The organism is Halomonas sp. BC1 (assembly GCF_002078135.1).
Lineage (GTDB): Bacteria > Pseudomonadota > Gammaproteobacteria > Pseudomonadales > Halomonadaceae > Vreelandella > Vreelandella stevensii.
Genome location: NZ_LFGS01000004.1, coordinates 132,436 through 151,587, shown reverse-complemented (window position 1 = coordinate 151,587; position 19,152 = coordinate 132,436). Strand labels below are relative to the sequence as shown.

Sequence of the window (19,152 nt, the reverse complement as noted above, 5' to 3'; positions counted from 1 at the left end):
TTGCCGCTTCCACCCCAGCGCCAGGAGAGCGCCCATGAGCCAAGTCAATTGGAACAACTATGCGTGCCGTGATTTTTACGATGAGTTGCTAGAAGCGCCAGGTAAACCCAGAGCTTCTGCCGATGAGCTTTGTAATATGCTGGCTCGGTTTAGCGCCGAAGAGTTAGCGGAAAGAAAAACCGCTGCGGAAATCGCCATTCGTACCATGGGGATTACGTTTACCGTGTATTCCGAAGGGGCAATGATCGACCGCGCCTGGCCATTCGATATTGTGCCCCGGATCATACCGGCCCATGAGTGGCGCAAGACGGAAGCCGGTTTAAAACAGCGCGTCCAAGCACTCAATCTCTTTATCGACGATCTTTATCACGATCAGAAAGTGGTCAAGGACAAAGTGCTGCCTGCGGAAGTGCTTGCTCAGTCGGCTAATTTTCGCCCGCAGTGTGTGGGCATTAACCCGCCCCATGGTATCTGGGCGCATATTTGTGGCTCTGATTTGGTACGCGGCGGCGATGGCACACTCTACGTGCTGGAGGATAATCTGCGGATTCCTTCCGGGGTCTCCTACATGCTGGAAAACCGCAACGTCACCAAACGGGTGCTACCTGAGCTGTTTGCGTCGGGCAAAATCCTGCCAGTAGACGACTACGTGGCGCAGCTGTATGACATGCTGGCGGCCATGTCTCCCCGTCCCGGCGATGACCCTCAGGTCGTGGTATTGACCCCCGGCATCTACAACTCGGCCTATTTCGAACACGCCTATCTTGCCCAGCAGATGGGGGTCGAGCTGGTGCAGGGTAGCGACATGCTGGTGGACGACGATGACGTGGTCTACATGCGTACGGTGGAGGGGCTGCGACGGGTGGATGTCATTTATCGTCGTGTGGATGACGAGTTTCTGGACCCTGAAGCCTTCAATCCGCATTCGATGCTGGGCGTGCCTGGGCTGATGCGCGCCTGGCGGGCGGGCAAGGTGGCGTTGGCCAATGCGCCAGGGGCAGGCGTGGCAGACGACAAGGTGGTCTACGCCTTCGTGCCCGAGTTGATTCGCTACTATCTGGATCAGGAGCCGCTGCTGCCCAACGTGCCCAGCTACCTGTGCATGTTCGATGACGACCGCAAGTACGTACTGGATCACCTCGACGAGCTGGTGGTGAAGCCTGCCAATGAGTCCGGGGGCTACGGCATGCTGATCGGGCCTCGCTCCACCAGGGAAACCCGCGACGAGTTTGCCCGCCTGATCAAGGAGAACCCGCGCAACTACATGGCCCAGCCTACGCTGGCGCTCTCCACCACGCCCACCCTGGCCAACGGCTTGCCGCAGCCGCGTCATGTGGACCTGCGCCCGTTCATTCTCTCCGGCCCCGAAACCCATGTCACCACGGGTGGTTTGACCCGCGTGGCACTGGTGGAGGGGTCGCTGGTGGTCAACTCGTCCCAGGGGGGCGGCAGCAAGGATACCTGGATCGTCGAGGTCGATGAGAACGCGGCTGATGCCGCCGAGCAGGAAGGAGTCTAACGCCATGCTGTCACGCGTAGCTGAAAACCTGTACTGGATGGCGCGCTACATCGAGCGGGCCGAAGACACCGCGCGGCTGCTGAGCGTCAATAGCCACCTGATGCTCGACCTGCCGCGCCACCTGCCGTTGGGCTGGGCGCCACTGATCGAAATGACCGGTACTCTGGATGCGTTTAACGAGCGCCACTCCAGCTTTGACGAGCGTAGCGTAGTGCATTTTTTGTGTGCCGATGCGCAGAATGGCAGTTCGATTCTTTCGGCGCTGGCCAGTGCTCGGGAAAACCTGCGCACTACCCGAGACGTGGTGCCCAGGGAGATCTGGGAGGAGGTCAACCAGCTCTATTTGAGCGTGGCCGACCATGCGGAAAACGGTGTCAGCCCGCGCCGTCGCGATGCCTTCCTGAAGAACGTGATTCGCGGCTGCCAGACGCTGACTGGCCTGATCGAAGGCACCTTGAGTCATGGCTCGGCACGCACCTTCATCCAGTTGGGAAGGCATCTGGAGCGGGCCGACATGACCACGCGTATTGTGGACGTACGTTCCGCGAGCCTGCTGCCCCAGAACCCCGAAGAGCTATTGCCGTTCGAAAACCTTCAGTGGATGAGCGTGCTCAAGTCGCTGACGGCCTATCAAATGTACCGTCAGGAAGTGCGGCTGAGAGTGCGGGGCCCCGATGTGCTGCGCTATCTGCTGCAGGACCCGAACCTGCCGCGCTCGATTGCCTGTAGCCTGGAAACGCTGGGCCATGAGCTACAGCTACTGCCCAGGCAGGACCGGGTGGCCGCCACGGTGTCGCTGGTGCGTGCCGATGTGGTCGATGCCGATATCCAGGCGTTGGCTCACTCCCCCAGCAAGTTGCATGCGTTCGTGGATGAGCTACAGATTGGCTTTGCCGCGATCCATGACACGCTCAGGGCAACGTACTTCGTGAATAGCGACAACGTGCCCAAGGTGACCCAGCGACAAAGTCAGGGCCACCTGGGGGATCATGATAACGATTGATCAAGTAGATCGAGCGTTAGCGCTGGCGTTGTGTACCAACTCATGAAGGTACGCCAGCTTGTCACGCACCGGGGGAGGCAGTACCCCCGGTGCCAGGTCCAGTAGCCCCATATCACGGTTGAGCTCATTGACGACCATCCCCACCTGATGAAATGCTCTCAACATGCTGTCCAGCGTGCCGTCATATTCGGCTCGTGAAATCCCCATGTGCAAAGCGGTGTCCAGCACGGCCACCATGTCCAGATAAAACGCAAAGGTTTCGGCGAAGTCCTCCCACGGGTGCATGGCGGCATAGGCAGAAATGAACCGTGTTGGCCAGTCGGCCGGCGCGCCTTGCTGATAGTAGGTTTCCAGCGCATCACCGTAGGTGGGGGCGTTATGGTCGCCAAACACTCGGACGCTGGCGGCCTCATCCTGATCCTTGACCAACAAGTCCCAGTAGTAATGCCCCACCTCATGGCGAAAATGACCGATCAGGGTGCGGTGCGACTCGTTCATGTCCACCCGCAGTCGCTCACGCTCGACGTCGTCGGCTTCCTTGACGTTGATGGTGATATGGCCGTTGGCATGGCCGGTATAGACTTTCTCCTGATTCGCCGTGGAGCGCCAGAGCCCTTTGTCAGGGAGGGCGTCGGCCATGAACGAGAAGCTCAAGGGGACGCGAATATCATCGCCCTGGGTTCCGTGGGGGAGCTTGAGAATCTCCAGGGTGTGGAACAGACGACGCTTGGCAGCTTCCAGTGCGGCCCAGCGCTCGCGGTGACCCTCTACGTTCAGGTCGGGAATCACATCGTTGTAGCGGCAGCAGTCGCACAGCGTGTCGGCTTCGCCTTCGGTCATGATCACCATGCGGTTGCATACGTTCTCTACCGCGTAATTATGGCACTTCATCAAGAGGGTGCCGCAGCCTTCGTGGGTGCAGCGGTATCCGCCGCCTTCCAAAGGGGCCAAGGCAACGATATTGCTGCAGGCCGGGCACCAGCCGACTTCCGACTCACAGGCAACACAATGGGTGTTCTCGAAGAACAGCGGGTTGCCGCACTGGCAATTGAACGCTTGCATGGATACCTCCTTGTGGAAAGCCACGTTATGCATCGTCGATAGGCAGGTTGAGAAGGCGCCCTGACAGCATAGCGAGGCTCTTTCCTTGAGGGAAAGGCTATTTCCCCAGTGCGGTGAATTTAGCTTTATCGAGTGGCTAATTGACGTTTACGTCAACTTGCTGATATACCCTAGGGGCTCCTTATTCAACCCCATAACAAACACAACCACGAGGAACGTCTGTATGTCCGTTCGCCAGATACCCATGTATATCGATGGCCAGCCGGTCGAGTCGCAAAGCCAGGAGTGGCGCGATGTCGTCAATCCGGCGACCCAGCAGGTCGTGGCCCGGGTGCCTTTCTGTACCCCTGACGAGGTAGAGCGTGCCATTGCCAGTGCCAAAACCGCGTTCAAGGAGTGGCGCAAGGTGCCGCTGGGCAAGCGCATGCGCATCATGCTGAAACTTCAGGCCCTGATTCGTGAGCATACCGCGGAACTCGCCGCGCTGATCACCGAAGAGCATGGCAAGACGCTGCCTGACGCAGAAGGCGAAGTAGGCCGCGGGCTGGAAGTGGTCGAGCACGCCTGCTCGATTGCGTCTCTGCAACTGGGTGAACTCGCCGAAAACGCGGCCAATGAGGTCGATGTGTATACCATGCATCAGCCGCTGGGCGTGGGCGCCGGGATCACGGCGTTCAACTTCCCCATCATGCTGCCTTGCTTCATGTTTCCGCTGGCCATTGCCACGGGCAATACGTTCGTTCTGAAGCCTTCCGAGCAGGACCCCAGCTCGACCATGCGGCTGGTGGAACTGGCCCATGAGGCGGGTATTCCGGCGGGCGTGCTCAACGTGGTGCATGGCGGGCCCGAAGTTGCCAACCAGATTGCCGACCATCAGGACATCAAGGCGCTGTCGTTCATTGGCTCTACCCATGTGGGATCGCTGCTGTATGGCCGTGCGGCGGCGGCAGGTAAGCGTATGCAGTCCATGATGGGGGCCAAGAACCACTGTGTGGTGATGCCGGATGCCAACCGTAGTCAGGCCATCGACAGCCTGCTGGGGTCGGCCTTTGGGGCAGCGGGTCAGCGCTGTATGGCCAACTCGGTGGTGGTGCTGGTAGGCGAGGCGCAGGAGTGGCTGAGCGATATCGAAGCAGGCGCCCGTAGCATGAAGGTCGGCCCCGGTACCCAGCGGGATGCCGACCTGGGGCCGCTGGTGTCTCCTCAGGCCAAGGAGCGTGTCGAGCGCTTGATCACCGCCGGTGAAAAAGAGGGGGCCACGCTGCTGGTGGATGGCCGAGGCTACACAGTAGAAGGGTATCCGGAGGGCAACTTCGTGGGGCCGACGCTGTTTGCCAACGTCACGCCGGAGATGACCATTTACCGGGAAGAAATATTCGGTCCGGTGCTATGCGTGGTGGGGGTCGAGACGCTGGATGATGCCATCGACTTCATCAACGCCAACCCGAACGGCAACGGCACGTCGATTTTCACCAACTCGGGCTGGGTGGCGCGCCGATTCGAAACCGATATCGACGTTGGTCAGATCGGTATCAACGTGCCGATTCCGGTGCCGGTGGCCTATTTCAGCTTCACCGGCTCTCGGGCTTCCAAACTGGGGGATTTGGGCCCCAACGGCAAGCAGGCCATCGCGTTCTGGACGCAAACCAAAACGGTGACCGCACGCTGGTTCGAGCCCGAAAACGTCTCCAGCGGCATCAATAGCACCATTGCGCTCTAGATATTTGGCGAACCGCTGACGCATCAGGGGCCCTCTGCCACGGCAGAGGGCCCCTGGGGATCAGACGGGTTCGAAAAGTGGCAGGCTGTCGCGCAGGAGCTGTTCTATAGGCTCCAGTTGGCTTTCATGCAGCACCAGCAGGTAAGGAGCATCCTGTTCATCGTTGAGTGGCGCAAGGAGTGCAAACTCGCCCTCTTCAAGATGGAACTCATGGATTTCTCGCAGCCCGTGGGGAGTTTCGCACTGAGAGCAGCGATAGGTGTCGTCTTCGCCGTACACCAGGCGGTGATACATCTTGAACAGCGTGTACAGCGCTAACCCCCCTTCGAACGCTTGCCAGCGAGCGGGTGTTTCTCGAATGTCTTCGTTCAAGACCAGACCTTCGGCCTCGGCATCGGCAATGGCGTCGGCCAGCGGTTCTGCCAGAATGGCGCTGCCATCGGCGGGCAGCGGTGCATTTTGCTGATTCGCCGCCGTAAAGCGCGCAGCAGCAGCATGAAAATCTGCCAGGCTGTTGAGATGGAAGTCCGCATGTTGCAGGTCGGCTGGCTCGAAACCGCCGTTCTCCCAGCCGTGAATGACACGTAGCGTAATTTGACCCCGGGCGATGGGGCGGGCCAATAAGGCATGAAGCATGATACGGATATGCAGCTGGCGTTCATCCGTGTCGTTTTCGAACGCACGGTAAGGGTCGGCGAACAATGCATGCAAACGCCCCGGCGTGTGCTCTCTTGCTTCAGAATAAGACATGGTGGTTTCCCTGTTACAGACGCCGTTTGCTCAACGCTGCCTTTTTTATGAAATACAGTCGATAAGAGTATGGCGAGCCTCAAGGTGTAATGAAAGTCTAATCCGTTAGCATTTTGTTAACCATGACCCCGTATCGCGCAAGGCGTTTATCAACACGACAAAAAAGAGGTAAGCATGTCTGCGTCATTACTCGGAGTTCTACCTGATGGGGCGCGTGCCCAAACCTGCCTAGGCAAGGGCGCATAACGCACGGCAGCGCTTTACCAGGGCGCTCCTTTCAGTGAAGATACCGCCTTCATTCACTGTCGCCAGGGGAGCCCTTCGTGGGCTGAGAATGCACGCCATGCAGACCCTGGAACCTGATCCGGATAGTACCGGCGGAGGAAGCGCGACATGCCGTACCTGACGTCTGCAGTGCTGGGCGCAGCGCTGTGCTGCTTTGCATTTTTAGGCCTTCGGGCGCGTTTTGGGGGAAGCTCGCTGGATGACTACGTCACGGCGCGCAACTCGCAAACGGCAACGACCCTGGGGTTCTCTTTTCTGGCCTCGGGAATGGGGGCCTGGATTCTCTTTGCGCCGCCTGAAATTGGCGCCTTCGTGGGGCCGGTGGCGCTGCTGGGCTATGCCGTGGGCTCGGCGCTGCCCTTCCTGGTGCTGGGGCTTTATGGCCCCAGAATACGTCGTGCGCTACCCGCCGGGCGCAGTATCGCCGAGTTTGCCGAAGCGTGTTATGGCAAGGGGGTCCGTCACTATGTCACGCTTGCCTCCGTGGCGTATATGGGGTGCTTTCTGGCAGCTGAGCTGACGGCCATCGGCGCCATTACCGCGCTACTGTCAGACGTTCCGCCTGCCTGGGTCATCATTGGTGTGGCGCTGACGACCCTCATCTATACCGTGCTCGGTGGCCTGCGCGCCAGTTTGGCCACCGACCGCTGGCAGGCCTGGCTGCTCTTGATACTGTTATGCGCCGTGGCGGGCGTCACGTTATGGCGCCTGCCTTCCATGCCCAGCGATGCGGCGCTACCGGACGTCCCCCTCGGGGCGTCGCTGAGCGTGGCGCTGACGCTGATCATTGCCGTGACCGCGGCCAATTTGTTTCACCAGGGCTACTGGCAGCGGCTCTGGGCGGCTCAGGATAGCGCCAGTCTTGGCCGTGGCGCGTGGCTGGGGGCCGTCATGACGGTGCTGGTGGTCATGGTGATTGGTGGTGTCGGCATGATGGCGGCACTCAGTGGGGTGAGCCTGGGCGAGCCACCGATGCCCTTTTTTGCCCTGTTGGCAGAGGCTCCTGTCTGGATCACACTCCCGGCTCTGGTGCTGGCCGTCACGCTGGTGACTTCCAGCGTGGATACGTTGCAAAACGGCATTGCCTCGCTGTGGGCAACGGGAGATCAACCAAAAGCGTTGCATGCAGCGCGCTGGATCACGGTGCTGCTGATGGTGCCGGTGATCCTCATCGCCTTGCAAGGGCTATCGGTACTGAGGCTGTTTTTGATAGCCGACTTGCTGTGTGCGGCCATCGTGGTGCCAGTGCTGCTGGGCCTGTGGCAACGCATGTCGCCGCTGGCGGCCATCAGCGGTGGCGTGGCGGGGCTGGTGGGGGCGGTATTGCCGGGCTGGCTGGGGCAAGGCTCCTTGATGGCGGGCATCATGGCCGCCACGTTTCCTGGCAGTATTCCTACTCTTGGTCCCTTCGTGGGGGCGCTGATGCTCTCGAGCCTGGTGAGTATCCTCGTGGCGTGGTGGCTCCCTTCGGGCAAGGTGTTAAAAAAATCAACGCGTTAGGCAGACTGTGTAGTTTCGCGCTATGATGTCGAAAGGGTTTGAAATACACAAAGGAGTGTTAACTATATATCGGGTGTAACCACCATGAGCCACCTGTTGCCATCCAATGAAGCGTCGCGCATTGCTGCTTTGCAAGAGCTGGCGTTACTGGACACCCCCAATGAGCCGGTATTCGACCGAGTGACTCGGTTGGTCACCGTGCTGTTGGGGGTACCACTTTCCACGGTGACGCTCGTGGATACCGACCGACAGTGGTTCAAGTCTCAGGTGGGGCTGGAGCTTTCGGAAACTCCTCGCGACGTGGCGTTTTGTGCCTATACCGTGCTGGCGGAAGCGCCGTTGGTCGTCAACGATGCACGCCTGGACCCCCGCTTTGCCAATAATCCTTACGTCGATAAGCCCGACGGCATCCGCTTCTACGTCGGCATCCCTCTGAAAACCACCCAGGGGCTGGTGTTGGGGTCACTGTGTGCCATGGATACCCGGCCCCGCGAACTAACCCCCCAGGAGTTCACCGCGCTACAGGACCTGGCCGATGTGGTGTCCGGTGAAATTCATTTGCGCGAGCGCTTGATTCAGCAAGAGAAGCGCAATGCCAGCTTCAAACGCGACCTTGCGGCGCTGCATCGTAGTCTGGAGCAGCAGATCGAGCGACGTACCCGCGAGCTCAACCTGGTCATCGAGTCGGCTTACGATGCCTACCTGAGTATCGATGATCGTGGTCGGGTGCTGGACTGGAATCGCGCCGCACAAGCCATGTTCGGCTGGTCGCGCAAGGAGGCGTTGGCCCGTCCCATTACCGACCTGATGTTTCCCGTAGGCGTGCCCGGGCAGGACGATCCTTCACCCATCGAATGGGAAGCCCGGCGTCGAGATGGTGGGCGCTTGCCGGTAGAGATTCGCCACCAGCGCTACGAACTCAGTGGGCGATGGCGGCGCAGCCTGTTTATCCACGACATTACCGAGCGCCAGCAGTTGGCGCGCCTGCGAGACCAGGAGGCCAGACAAGATGTCTTGACGGAGCTGCCTAACCGCCGCGCCCTCGACGAACGCTTGCCAGAGGCCATGGCGCGTACTCGGCGGAGTCTCGTACCGCTGGCGGTCATGTTTCTCGACCTGGATGGGTTCAAACGAATCAATGACCTGTATGGACATGCCATGGGCGATGAGCTGCTGCGCGACATCGCCAGACGCTTGCAAGCTGCGCTGCGTGAAACGGACTTCGTGGCCCGTTGGGCGGGGGATGAGTTTGTGCTGATACTGGAGAACATGGACAGCGACGCTATCGAACCGCTGGCGCAGAAGCTGATCCGCACCATTGAAGATCCGCTGACCATGGGCGACATAGTGCTCGAGGTCAGCACCAGTATCGGCGTGGCCGAGTATGTGCCTGGCGGAGAAGAAACCCCGCAAGAGTTGTTGAAGCGAGCCGATGTGGCGATGTATGAAGCCAAGCGGGCAGGCAAGGCGCAGGCGCGGCTAGCAAGCCCTGTGCTGCCGTCAACCAACGCCAGCGAAGTCAAGGAATGCACATGATTCGATGCCTGATGACCACCCCCGAGGGAGAAGTGCGCGAAGGCGACCTTTCGCTGATCGATGTCTGGAAACGCCTGGAGGGCGCGCATATCTGGGTGGACATGCAGGGTGAAAGCGAAGCCAGCGAGCGTGAGGTGCTCGAAGGGTTTGCGTGCCACCCCATGGCGATTCAGGATGCCCACAAGGTGCGTCATCCTCCCAAGATCGAGGAATTCGAAAACCATACGCTGATTATCTACCGAGGCATTTCCTCCTTCGATGCTCAGCTCAACTTCGTGCCTCAACCGATGTGCTTTTTCGTGGGCGAACGCTTTCTGGTCACGCTGCATCCTGGCCTTGCGCTGAGCATCGAACGGTTACTCAACGATCAGGGCGCGCGGCTGCTGTCGCGCTCTCCCGAGCAGGTTGCCTTGCGTGTCATGTATACCTCGGCGGGCTTTTATATCGACAGCCTGCTGGAGTTCGAGACCGAGCTGAGCGACCTGGAAGACGAGTTGTTGGAGAACGGCAATGACGTATTGATGCGCCGGATTACTGCGTATCGCTCGCGGTTGGTCAAGATGCGTCGGGTATTCAACTATCACAAGGGCATCACTCAAGAGCTGACGGCGTATGACTACGCACATCTCCCTCGCTGGGAGAGTGAAACGCTGCATGCCATCACCGATGTGGAAGAGCGTTTCGAGCGCCTGCATTCGCTGACCCAGATGTATTACGACATTTGTGGCGACTTGATAAATGGTTACATCTCGATTTCATCGCATCAGCTGAATATCACCATGCGTGTGTTGACCGTCATTACCGCCATTTTCGTGCCGCTGACCTTTATTGCCGGTATTTATGGCATGAACTTCGAATACATGCCCGAGCTTGCCTACCCGTATGGTTATTTCTTCGTACTGGGGTTCATGCTGGGCATTGGCGTTGTGCTGATCTGGTGGTTCAAACGTAAAGCCTGGTTCTAGACGTTGTCCGAAAATGGGCTGCGTTCGGCCTACGGCGTTAAGGATCGGCAGTAGACTGAGCCAGGATACGCAGGCGTAGCGTCAACAGACAAAGCCCAAGGCCAATCAACAGCCATAGCGAGGCTAGCAGCACGGGAAACGCGCCGGGCCCGGCGGTGTCCAGTAGTGGACCCGTCAGCGAAGGAATGATCAGTGCCCCGCAGCCCGCGGCCGTAAAGATGGCGCCGGTGGTGCGGCCCCGCATCACCATGGTGTGGTTGCACAGCGCAAACAGGGTGGGGAAAAAAGCCGAGGCGGAGAGGCCAAACAGCAGCGCGCCTGGGGCCAATGAAAGCACCCCTGCATGCCAGCCGCCAGCGGCGCTGAGCCCAATGGCCAGGCAGCCGACCAGTACTTGCCAGGGCGCGCACCTGCGCAGTAGCGGAATGGCCAGCAAGCGTCCTGCCGAGAGCGCCAGCCAGAACAGTGTCGCCAGCAGCGTGGCCTGCTCGCCGGACACTCCTGATAGCGCGCCATAGGCCGTCACCCAGCCAGCAAAGGTCACCTCGATGCCCACGTAGAGGGCGAACAACACCATGAAGATGCCCAGCAGCAACGGATCACGATGCTTGTGCTCGCCAATGCTGCTGCTCGGCGAGGAGGGAGCTGGCATGGTGGGGCTGGCAAAGCGTGATAACGGCCACAGCATCCCGGCGACGCAAAGCCCCACCACCCAGAAAGTCCAGTGAAACTGGCCGGTCAGCGACAGCGCTGCCACCATCACCAGCGGGGTCAGCATATTGCCAACGCTGAAGCAGAAGTGCAGCGCGCTCACGTTGGGGCCTGCGGCGTCTCGGTGCAGCCACAGCAATAGCGTATTGCCCCCGGCGTTCAGCGACACTTCAGAAAAGCCTAGCAGCATGAACAGCAGCGCCAGCAACACGAGTAGTGGGCTCAAGGGCGCCAGCGCCAACCCGGCCACGGTGAGTACGCCCATGATGAGCAGCACGCGATGCCCGTTGAAGCGGTCCATCAGCGCTCCGGTGACCAAAGCGCCGCTCATGTTACCTACAGCACGCGCCGTGAACAGCACGGCAATCTGGCTCATGGAAGAGCCGCTGGCGCTGGCCAGGTGGGGCAGGGCAGGCCCCAGCAGCCCGCCAGTCATACCGATAGCGATGAACAGTCCAAAATAGGTCCAGGTCAGGCGGCGATGATAGGCAGAGCTGAAATGAAGCATACCGTTCCTTGGCGGGGGCTGGGAGGTGCCCATGAGGGATGAGCTTGAACCTTTTGGGGGCTGATCACCATTGGCGAAAAGTTGACGCTGCGAGGCAAAGCAAGAGATTGGAGTGGTATGTAAGCGATCCCTCCGCACTGTTGAATCCCGTCGCAACAGGATATCTTGAACCTGGCCCGGCGTTTGTTATTGTCGTGGTATATGCACCGATCAGGAGCCAGCCCATGGCCAATACGGACCGCAGAACCTCACGTGTCACCAACGCTGCCAATGATTCCACCACTTCCTTTTCTATCCCCTCCAGCATGTCGGCCATGCTGCTGACCGGTCATGGCGATGTGGACATGTTGCACTACCGGCAGGACGTACCTACGCCTCAGCCTGGGGCCGGTCAGGTGCTGGTGCGCGTCACGGCGACAGCGAAAAACAACACCGACCGCAAAGCACGCGAAGGGCTCTATCCCACCAAGGGCAAGGAGGAGGTCACCTCGTTCGCCATGGGCGGTGCCCCCACCTTGAGCTTTCCGCGTATCCAGGGGGCCGATGTGGTGGGGCACATCGCGGCGGTGGGCGAGGGCGTCGATGCGCAGCGAGTGGGGGAACGTGGGCTATTGGATTTCAATCTCTACCCCGATGACCGTCGCGACATCAATCTGATGCCGGATTACTACGGACATGGTGCCGATGGGGGCTTCGCGGAATATATCGTGGTGCCTGCCGACCAGTTTCATCACATCGCCAACCCTGAGTTACCAGATGCCCCTCTGGCGGCCATGGGAATGTGCTCCTATCAGACCGCCTACCACATGATGACGGCGGCCAACGTGCGGGCTGGCGAGCGGGTGCTGGTCAGTGGGGCCAGCGGAGGTGTAGGGACGGCGCTGATTCAGCTGTGCCGGATCATCGGCGCCATCCCTTATGCCGTCAGCCAGCCCAGCAAGGCCGATGCCCTGCGCGGGCTGGGCGCGCAGGCGGTGATCGACCGAGGCGATTTGCCCACGTTCGTTGAGCGCGTGCTGCACGCCACCGAAGGGCGGCCCATCGATGCGGTCATGGACCTGGTGGGGGGCGACATGACCGACCTGTTCATCGACACCATGATCGGCGATATGTCGCAGCGCGCCACGTACCCGCGGCTGGCCATCGCAGGTGCCAGCGGTGGCAATCTCAGCGAAATCATGTGGACGCGCATCTACCTGTATCAGGTGCAAATCGTCGGGGTCTCCCATGGCACCCGTGAAGAGGCCGAACAGCTGATCGCGTGGATTCGCAGCGGCGAGCTGAAGCCGGTGCTGCACGGGACCTTCAAGCTGTCGCAGCTGCACGCGGCGGAGCGCTACTTCGTCAATCGCGGCAGCGACTATCTGGGCAAGATCGTGATCGTGCCCGATGCCCAGTGGGAGGCCCATGGGGAGCCGTTCGCGCTTCAGTCGGCTGATCTTCAATCTGCCGCTCTTCAATCGGAACGGGAGGCTCGCCAGTGAATACCGTGCATACCATCAAGCTGCTGGACACCCACGCGGGGGGCGACGTGAGCCGTATCGTCACCGCCGGGATCGATACGCTGCCGGGCAGCACGGTGCGTCAGCAAATGGAGTATCTGCGTGACGACGCCGATGGCCTCCGGCAGCTACTGCTGGGCGAGCCCTATGGCATTCCGGAAATGTCGGTCGACCTGCTGGTGCCTGCCACCCATCCTGAAGCGGTGGCGGGGTACATCATCATGGAAGTGATGGGCTACCCGATCTACTCAGGCTCCAACACCTTGTGCACGGCCACGGCCGTTCTGGAAATGGGTATCGTGCCCAAGCAGGAGGGGCTTCAGCGCTTCAAGCTGGAAGCCCCGGCAGGCCTGGTGCAGATCGAAGCGCGGGTGCGCAACGGCGTCGTCGAGTCGGTGACCTGTGAAGGCTTGCCCAGCTATATCGACAGCTATCGCGATACGATTCTGGTACCGGGCATTGGCGACGTCACCTACTCGGTTGCCTACAGCGGTGGCTTCTATGCGCTGGTCGATGCCGAGGCGCTGGGCTTCAAGCTGGTACGGGATGAAGAGGCCGCGTTGGCGGCCTGTGCCCACAAGATCATCGAGGCCATCCAGGCCCACCGAGGGTTTTCCCACTACACCCTAGGCGATGTGGGGCCGCTGCTCTTTCTACACTTCATGGGTCCTGAAGAGCAGGTGGCGCAGGGCTATGTGCGTTCGCGCTCTGCCACCTACGTACACCCCGGCGTGATTTGCCGCAGCACCACCGGCACCGGCACCTCGGCGCGGTTGGCGCTGATGCATCATGAAGGGCGGCTGGCGCCGGGCGACAAGCTGGAAACCGTCTCGTTGAGAGAAACCGGGTTTATCGGCACCTTTACAGGCACCCACCAGGAAGGTGCCTATCAGGTGGTGGAAAATACCATTACCGGGCGCAGCTATGTGCTGGCCGATTCCACCATCGTGATCAACTGCGACGACCCGATGGTCGCCTGTGGCGAGCTGCACCATATCTTGAGTGACCGGCACGCCCAGCCTGCGCCGGTCAAGGAGTAGCGTCATCGCCGATGTCCAGGTAACCGGCCTGTTCGATACGCGTCCAGACGGGCGCTTTCTCTGCATCGGTCATGCTGCCCCAGCAGGCAATCTCATCCAGAGTGCGCCCGCAGCCGCTGCACAGCGCCGTCTCGGGGTTGATCTGGCAAATATGGCGGCAGGGTGACACAGGGCGAGGCTGGTTGGGCATGGGCGTCGTGGTATCCAGTTCGAAATGGGGGAGGGTTCGCGGCGGGCGTCACAGCGGCACTTTACCACGCAGTGACTTGATCTTGCCCTTGCGGGTCTTGTGGTCCACCCGCCGCCGCTGGGAGCCTTTGGTGGGCTTGGTGGGGCGGCGCGTTTTCGGCGTACGGGCCACGCTTTGAATCAACGCCTGCAAGCGGTTCAAGGCGTCTTCCTTGTTCAGCTCCAGCGTGCGAAAGCTCTGCGCCTTGATGATGACCACGCCCTCTTTGCTGATCCGCTGGTCGGACAGCGCCATCAGCCGCTCCTTGTAGATAGGGGGCAGCGTCGAGCGCGGAATGTCGAAGCGCAGATGCACGGCAGAGGCGACTTTATTGACGTTCTGGCCGCCCGCTCCCTGGGCTCGAATCTGGCTGATATCGATTTCCCAATCGGCCAGCGTGACGCTATTGGAAATAGTGAGCATTCAATTCTCTGGTAACTTATGAACTTACAAGGCTAGCACACTTGACAGCCGCAAGGCTCCACGGCTTGGTAACAGGCGGTCCCTACGACAATGAATACCTCTTATGCAAAGAGAGGTGATTTTTTCTGATGAGTGAGTGGCTTTATGGGCAGCAACGCTGGTCCCATGGCCTGATAAGGAGTTTGCATGGATACCCTGCTGGAAACCTCGCCGCTAAGCGCCGGAACGCTCTATCGCCTGCTGTCGGGCAGTATTTGCCCCAGACCCATTGCCTGGGTGGCCACCCAGGATGGCCAGGGCAATGCCAACCTGGCGCCGTTCTCGTTTTTCAACGTGGCCAGTATCGACCCTCCCATTCTGGCTTTTGCACCGCTGCTGGATGGCAGCGCCCAGCCCAAGGACACCCTGCGCAACCTGGAAGACGTCGGCGAGTGCGTGGTGCATGTGGGCACCGAAGGCTTGATCGAGGCGCTCAATACCACCAGTGCCAGCCTGCCGCCCCAGGAAGACGAGTTTGCCTTGGCAGGGCTGGAAAAGGCTGCCATGCCCGGTGTGCGCGTGCCGCGTATTGCGGCGGCGCCCATCGCCTTTGGCTGCCAGCGAGTACAGGTGATCCGCTTCGGAGATCAGCCGCTGGCAGGCAGCCTGATCCTGGTGAAAGTGGTATCGATCCACACCGATGAGTCCGTCTGGGATGGCCGCCACGTGCATCTGGACACGCTCAAGCCGGTGGGGCGCCTGGCAGGTAGCGACTATGTCAGAGTTAGCGATCGCTTTGCCCTGGATCGGCCTGGCTAGAGGCCGAAAAACGCCCTCTTGGGCGATTAAAGTCGTAGCAGTTTGTGCCGATATTTGTCCAAATCAACCTGAGGATAAAGCAATGAACAAAATGAGAACGTGGCTTCTGGTAGCGGGCTTACTCACTTCCCCGCTTGCTCTGGCCGAGCTCAAGGTAGGCATCGTCGCGCCGCTGAGTGGTGCAGCCGCTCCCTTGGGGATCGGCATGCAGCAGGGTATCGAGGCCTACTTTGCCAAGGTAAATGCCGAAGGTGGCGTCAACGGGCAGTCGCTGGTACTGCAAGCCTTCGACGATCAATACTCGCCGCTGCCCGCCGCCGCGCATACCCGGCAGCTGGTCAGTGACAGCTCCCTGCTGGCGGCCATCGGTAACGTCGGTACGCCCACTGCCGCCGTGACCATCCCCATTCATAACCAGCACAACACGCTGCTGTACGGCGCCTTTACTGGCGCTGGTATCTTGCGCCGTTCGCCCCCCGACCGCTATGTGATCAACTACCGGGCAAGCTATGTGCAGGAAACCGCCGCCATGGTGGCGGGGCTATTGGAAGCAGGAATCCAGCCCGAAGAGATTGCCTTTTTCACGCAGAACGACAGCTTTGGTGATGCAGGTTACAATGGCGCGCTGCGCGCCTTGCACGAAGAGGGCTTTACCGACACCTCACAGCTGGCCCACGGCCGTTTTACACGCGGTACCCGCAATGTTCACCAAGGGCTGGCAACCATTCTTCAGGCACCTGTCGTGCCTCGTGCGGTGATCATTGTCGGCACCTTTGGCCCCGCTGCCGATTTTATCCGCGAAGCGCGTCAGGACCTGCCGGATAGCGTGTTTCTGAACGTCTCTTTCGTGGGTAGCCAAGCCCTGCTGGAGGCGCTGGGGCCACTGGCCGAAGGGGTGATCGTGACTCAGGTCGTGCCGCCACTGGATGCTGACCTGCCAGCGGTAGAAGAGTACCGCCAAGCGTTGGCAGCGCATGTGCCCGGCAGCGAGCCGGATTTCATCTCCCTGGAGGGGTATCTGGCTGCCAAGCTGTTCGTGGAGGGGGTGAAAGCCGCCGGAGAAAATCCGAATCGGCAAGCCATCGTGGAAGGCTTGCTGGGATTGGGCACCATCGATATTGGCGTAGGTGAGCCGCTGACCCTGAGGGAAGGAGACCATCAGGCCAGCGATGCCGTGTGGGCCACGGTCATTCGCAACGGCCAGTTCGAGCCGCTCGATTGGATGAGCGTCGCAGCATCATTTGAATAGCATAACCACTGACACAGCGAATACCCCTGATGAAAAAGACGATAAGCATACGAGCCATGCTCATTAGCCTATTCGCTGCCGCCGTTTTGGGCGCGGTGGTACTGGCAGGCACTGGCTGGATGACCAATCAGCGGTTGATCAACGTCCAGCACCTCATCACCAGCGATGTACTTCCTTTGCAGGATGCCAGCCGCAGCATGGTGCTGACCATGGGCGCGTTTGGTCAGCGCCATGCCGACCTGCTGGCGGCCGACAGCGTGGAAGAGCTGGACAGCGTAACGTCGCGTAGTGCGTTGAACGAACGCTTTGCCAGCGCCCGAGATGGATTGGAGCGCAGTAGCCAATCGGCGCTATCGAGCCAGCTCAGTGCACTGGATACTCACTACCAGAGCTTGCTGGCGGGTGATGAAACACTGGAAGAAGTACGCCGTGAAGCCTTGAATCTCTCGGCACAAATGGTCTCCCAGCTGCAACAAATGCAGACCGCCATCACCACGGTCATGCACAGTGCCGAAGACATCGCCGGTCGCACGGCGCTGGCGCAGGTGCGTGAAGAGCGCCGTCAGCGTGAGCTAATGGAAGCCTGGCGTGAGGAGAGTACGACCTCGCTACCGACCCAACTGCTGGACACCATGTTCGCTCCTCGGGTGGACATTGGACGGCTGAGCGGCAATGCCCGCATGGCCGTGGCGACGCTCTCCGACCTTGGGCGCCAGATGATGCAGGTGGAGAGCGTGGATGCGCTGGTCAACCTGCGTACCAATGAGATTGCCCAGCAGGTAACCCTGGCACGCCAGTCGCTGGCCGCCATCGCGGAGGCGCCGAGTACTACCGTCGAACAGCGTGCGCTAATCGGTGAGCTGGACTCGGTGATTGCCGACCTGAACGCGCTGATGGTGGAAGATTCCAACTCCGTTTACGCATTGCGTCAACAGCAGCTTGCCCAACGGGAGCAGGTACAGGCGGCTCTCACGAACGTTGCGCAAGCGTCCAACGAGATGCGCAACGTGCTGAACGATATCGAAACCTACACCGTCGAGCGTGCCGCCAGTGCCAGCAGTGAAGCGGAAACGCTGGCCAACGCCGGGCGCACGCTGCTGGTACTGGTCACGCTGGGCGTCATCGGCGTGCTGGCCATTTTTGGTTGGCGCACGATGGTGCGGGTACTGGGTCCGTTGGTCGCCATGCGCCGCCAAATGGAAAGCATCAGCGGTGCTGCGGGTGAAAATGCCGACCTCTCCATGCGTCTGGCCCTGGCCCACAATGATGAAGCTGGGCAAACCGCCCAGGCCTTCAATGAGATGATGGACACCTTCGAAGCCATGGTGGCGCAGATTCGTGAAAGTGCCGAAGCCATTGCTGCCAGTAGCCGCCAGATTGCTGCTGGCAACGAGAACCTGTCCCAGCGTACCGACCAGCAGGCGTCCTCGTTGGCGGAAACCGCGTCCAGCCTCGAACAGATTACCGCCACGGTCAAACAGACGGCGGACTACGCCGACCAGGCCAAGGATGCCAGTACCAACGTCGATGGCCGGGCGCGCTCAGCCGGGGATGTGGCCCAGCGTACCACTGCAGCCATGAGCGACATCCGCCAGGCCAGCGAGAAGATCACCTCGATCATCAAGGCCATCGACGATATCGCCTTCCAGACCAACCTGCTGGCCCTGAATGCGTCGGTCGAGGCGGCCCGCGCGGGAGAACAAGGGCGTGGGTTTGCGGTGGTCGCCCAGGAAGTGCGCAAGCTAGCGGGGCGTAGTGCCGAAGAGGCTGCCCAGATTCGCCATCTGGTCGATGACAGCGTGCAAAAAGTCAGTGAAGGCGAGCAGCTGGTGACGGCCTCCAGCCAGCACCTGCAAGAGATCATCGACAGCCTCACCGAGGTCACCCGTTATGTGACCGAGATCGCCGATGCCACCAAAGAGCAGTCAGCCGGCATCGATCAGATCAATCAGGCGATTTCGCAGCTGGATCAGGTGACTCACCAGAACGCGCGCCTGGTTCAGGAGGCCACCACGGCAAGCCACACGCTGGATGAGCGTGCGGGTGACATGCACTCCCTGGTCAGCCGCTTTCAGGTAAGCCACGATGCCGGGCGTCAGCCCGTAGCGCTGCCCTCGCAGTCTCGGTCTCAACTACAGCCACAGCCACAGCCCGCCCGCTTGAAATAGCCGGTTCTCCACGGCCCCTTCCTCGACAGCGAACGCCCCAGCGTTCGCTGTTTGCATGTCAAACGGTTGAACTTTAACGCGCTTGCCTACACTGATCAAATTGCGCGTCAAACCTCGGCCTTTTAGGCCGGGGAAGGATAGCGCGGCATCTCCTGGATGCCTTTGCTGACGTTTTGTACAGTGC

General features: G+C 60.3%; 16 protein-coding genes and 1 riboswitch. Of the genes, 11 read left to right on the top strand and 5 right to left on the bottom strand.

The genetic code is table 11. From position 1 onward, the window contains the following. Positions 1 to 34: 34 nt before the first annotated feature. Together B7L72_RS02290 and B7L72_RS02285 are read left to right on the top strand one after the other, a co-directional pair. The gene (locus tag B7L72_RS02290; RefSeq protein ID WP_081135171.1) at positions 35 to 1,519 is read left to right on the top strand and encodes a circularly permuted type 2 ATP-grasp protein; all 1,485 of its coding nucleotides are present in this window, start codon (positions 35 to 37) and stop codon (positions 1,517 to 1,519) included. A 4-nt stretch (positions 1,520 to 1,523) separates the two neighbouring features. Continuing rightward, on the top strand, positions 1,524 to 2,522 hold the full coding sequence (locus B7L72_RS02285) for an alpha-E domain-containing protein (RefSeq protein ID WP_081192336.1): 999 nt from the start codon (positions 1,524 to 1,526) through the stop codon (positions 2,520 to 2,522). On the opposite strand, the gene B7L72_RS02280 is transcribed toward B7L72_RS02285, so the two are convergent. Further along, positions 2,523 to 3,584 carry a zinc-binding metallopeptidase family protein gene (locus B7L72_RS02280; RefSeq protein ID WP_081192334.1) on the bottom strand — a complete coding sequence of 354 codons (1,062 nt, stop codon included), beginning with the start codon at positions 3,582 to 3,584 and terminating at the stop codon, positions 2,523 to 2,525. Between the two features lie 223 nt (positions 3,585 to 3,807). On the opposite strand from B7L72_RS02280, the gene B7L72_RS02275 reads away from it, so the two are divergent. After that, a complete protein-coding gene (locus tag B7L72_RS02275) occupies positions 3,808 to 5,304 on the top strand; it encodes a CoA-acylating methylmalonate-semialdehyde dehydrogenase (RefSeq protein WP_081135174.1) in 1,497 nt (498 codons plus the stop codon). 60 nt (positions 5,305 to 5,364) lie between these two features. On the opposite strand, the gene B7L72_RS02270 is transcribed toward B7L72_RS02275, so the two are convergent. Continuing rightward, entirely contained in the window at positions 5,365 to 6,054 is a 690-nt protein-coding gene (locus B7L72_RS02270) for a hypothetical protein (RefSeq protein ID WP_016916454.1), read from the bottom strand. A 300-nt stretch (positions 6,055 to 6,354) separates the two neighbouring features. Further along, positions 6,355 to 6,458: riboswitch (TPP riboswitch) on the top strand. Between B7L72_RS02270 and B7L72_RS02265 the strand changes: the two genes are divergently transcribed. From B7L72_RS02265 to B7L72_RS02255, 3 genes are all read left to right on the top strand, one after another. Continuing rightward, on the top strand, positions 6,448 to 7,839 hold the full coding sequence (locus tag B7L72_RS02265; RefSeq protein ID WP_016916456.1) for a sodium:solute symporter: 1,392 nt from the start codon (positions 6,448 to 6,450) through the stop codon (positions 7,837 to 7,839). Its footprint overlaps the riboswitch before it by 11 nt. An 84-nt stretch (positions 7,840 to 7,923) precedes the next feature. Beyond that, positions 7,924 to 9,375: a diguanylate cyclase domain-containing protein gene (locus tag B7L72_RS02260; protein WP_081192332.1), complete on the top strand. Its 1,452-nt coding sequence runs from the start codon at positions 7,924 to 7,926 to the stop codon at positions 9,373 to 9,375. Then, complete coding sequence (locus B7L72_RS02255; protein WP_081135181.1) at positions 9,372 to 10,340, top strand: magnesium transporter CorA family protein; 969 nt, start codon at positions 9,372 to 9,374, stop codon at positions 10,338 to 10,340. Before B7L72_RS02260 ends, B7L72_RS02255 begins: the two co-directional genes overlap by 4 nt. A gap of 37 nt (positions 10,341 to 10,377) precedes the next feature. On the opposite strand, the gene B7L72_RS02250 is transcribed toward B7L72_RS02255, so the two are convergent. Then, positions 10,378 to 11,559 carry an MFS transporter gene (locus tag B7L72_RS02250; RefSeq protein ID WP_081135182.1) on the bottom strand — a complete coding sequence of 394 codons (1,182 nt, stop codon included), beginning with the start codon at positions 11,557 to 11,559 and terminating at the stop codon, positions 10,378 to 10,380. 305 nt (positions 11,560 to 11,864) lie between these two features. On the opposite strand from B7L72_RS02250, the gene B7L72_RS02245 reads away from it, so the two are divergent. Both B7L72_RS02245 and B7L72_RS02240 read left to right on the top strand, forming a co-directional pair. Then, positions 11,865 to 13,043, top strand: coding sequence for an alcohol dehydrogenase catalytic domain-containing protein (locus B7L72_RS02245; protein ID WP_139788428.1), 1,179 nt, complete (start codon positions 11,865 to 11,867; stop codon positions 13,041 to 13,043). Beyond that, positions 13,040 to 14,101, top strand: coding sequence for a proline racemase family protein (locus tag B7L72_RS02240; RefSeq protein WP_081192328.1), 1,062 nt, complete (start codon positions 13,040 to 13,042; stop codon positions 14,099 to 14,101). Before B7L72_RS02245 ends, B7L72_RS02240 begins: the two co-directional genes overlap by 4 nt. Here B7L72_RS02240 and B7L72_RS02235 read toward each other — a convergent pair. After that, positions 14,091 to 14,291 (bottom strand): DUF1289 domain-containing protein, encoded by a 201-nt coding sequence (locus B7L72_RS02235; RefSeq protein WP_081192326.1) that lies wholly within the window; start codon positions 14,289 to 14,291, stop codon positions 14,091 to 14,093. The two genes, B7L72_RS02240 and B7L72_RS02235, sit on opposite strands and share 11 nt — an antisense overlap. A 48-nt stretch (positions 14,292 to 14,339) precedes the next feature. Next, positions 14,340 to 14,753 carry an alternative ribosome rescue aminoacyl-tRNA hydrolase ArfB gene (gene arfB / locus B7L72_RS02230; RefSeq protein WP_081192324.1) on the bottom strand — a complete coding sequence of 138 codons (414 nt, stop codon included), beginning with the start codon at positions 14,751 to 14,753 and terminating at the stop codon, positions 14,340 to 14,342. 186 nt (positions 14,754 to 14,939) lie between these two features. Here arfB and B7L72_RS02225 point away from each other — a divergent pair, with 186 nt between their 5' ends. From B7L72_RS02225 to B7L72_RS02215, 3 genes are all read left to right on the top strand, one after another. After that, positions 14,940 to 15,551 carry a flavin reductase family protein gene (locus B7L72_RS02225; protein ID WP_081192322.1) on the top strand — a complete coding sequence of 204 codons (612 nt, stop codon included), beginning with the start codon at positions 14,940 to 14,942 and terminating at the stop codon, positions 15,549 to 15,551. A gap of 82 nt (positions 15,552 to 15,633) precedes the next feature. After that, on the top strand, positions 15,634 to 16,800 hold the full coding sequence (locus B7L72_RS02220; RefSeq protein ID WP_081192320.1) for an ABC transporter substrate-binding protein: 1,167 nt from the start codon (positions 15,634 to 15,636) through the stop codon (positions 16,798 to 16,800). A 56-nt stretch (positions 16,801 to 16,856) separates the two neighbouring features. Continuing rightward, positions 16,857 to 18,968: a methyl-accepting chemotaxis protein gene (locus B7L72_RS02215; protein WP_081192318.1), complete on the top strand. Its 2,112-nt coding sequence runs from the start codon at positions 16,857 to 16,859 to the stop codon at positions 18,966 to 18,968. Positions 18,969 to 19,152: the final 184 nt, after the last annotated feature.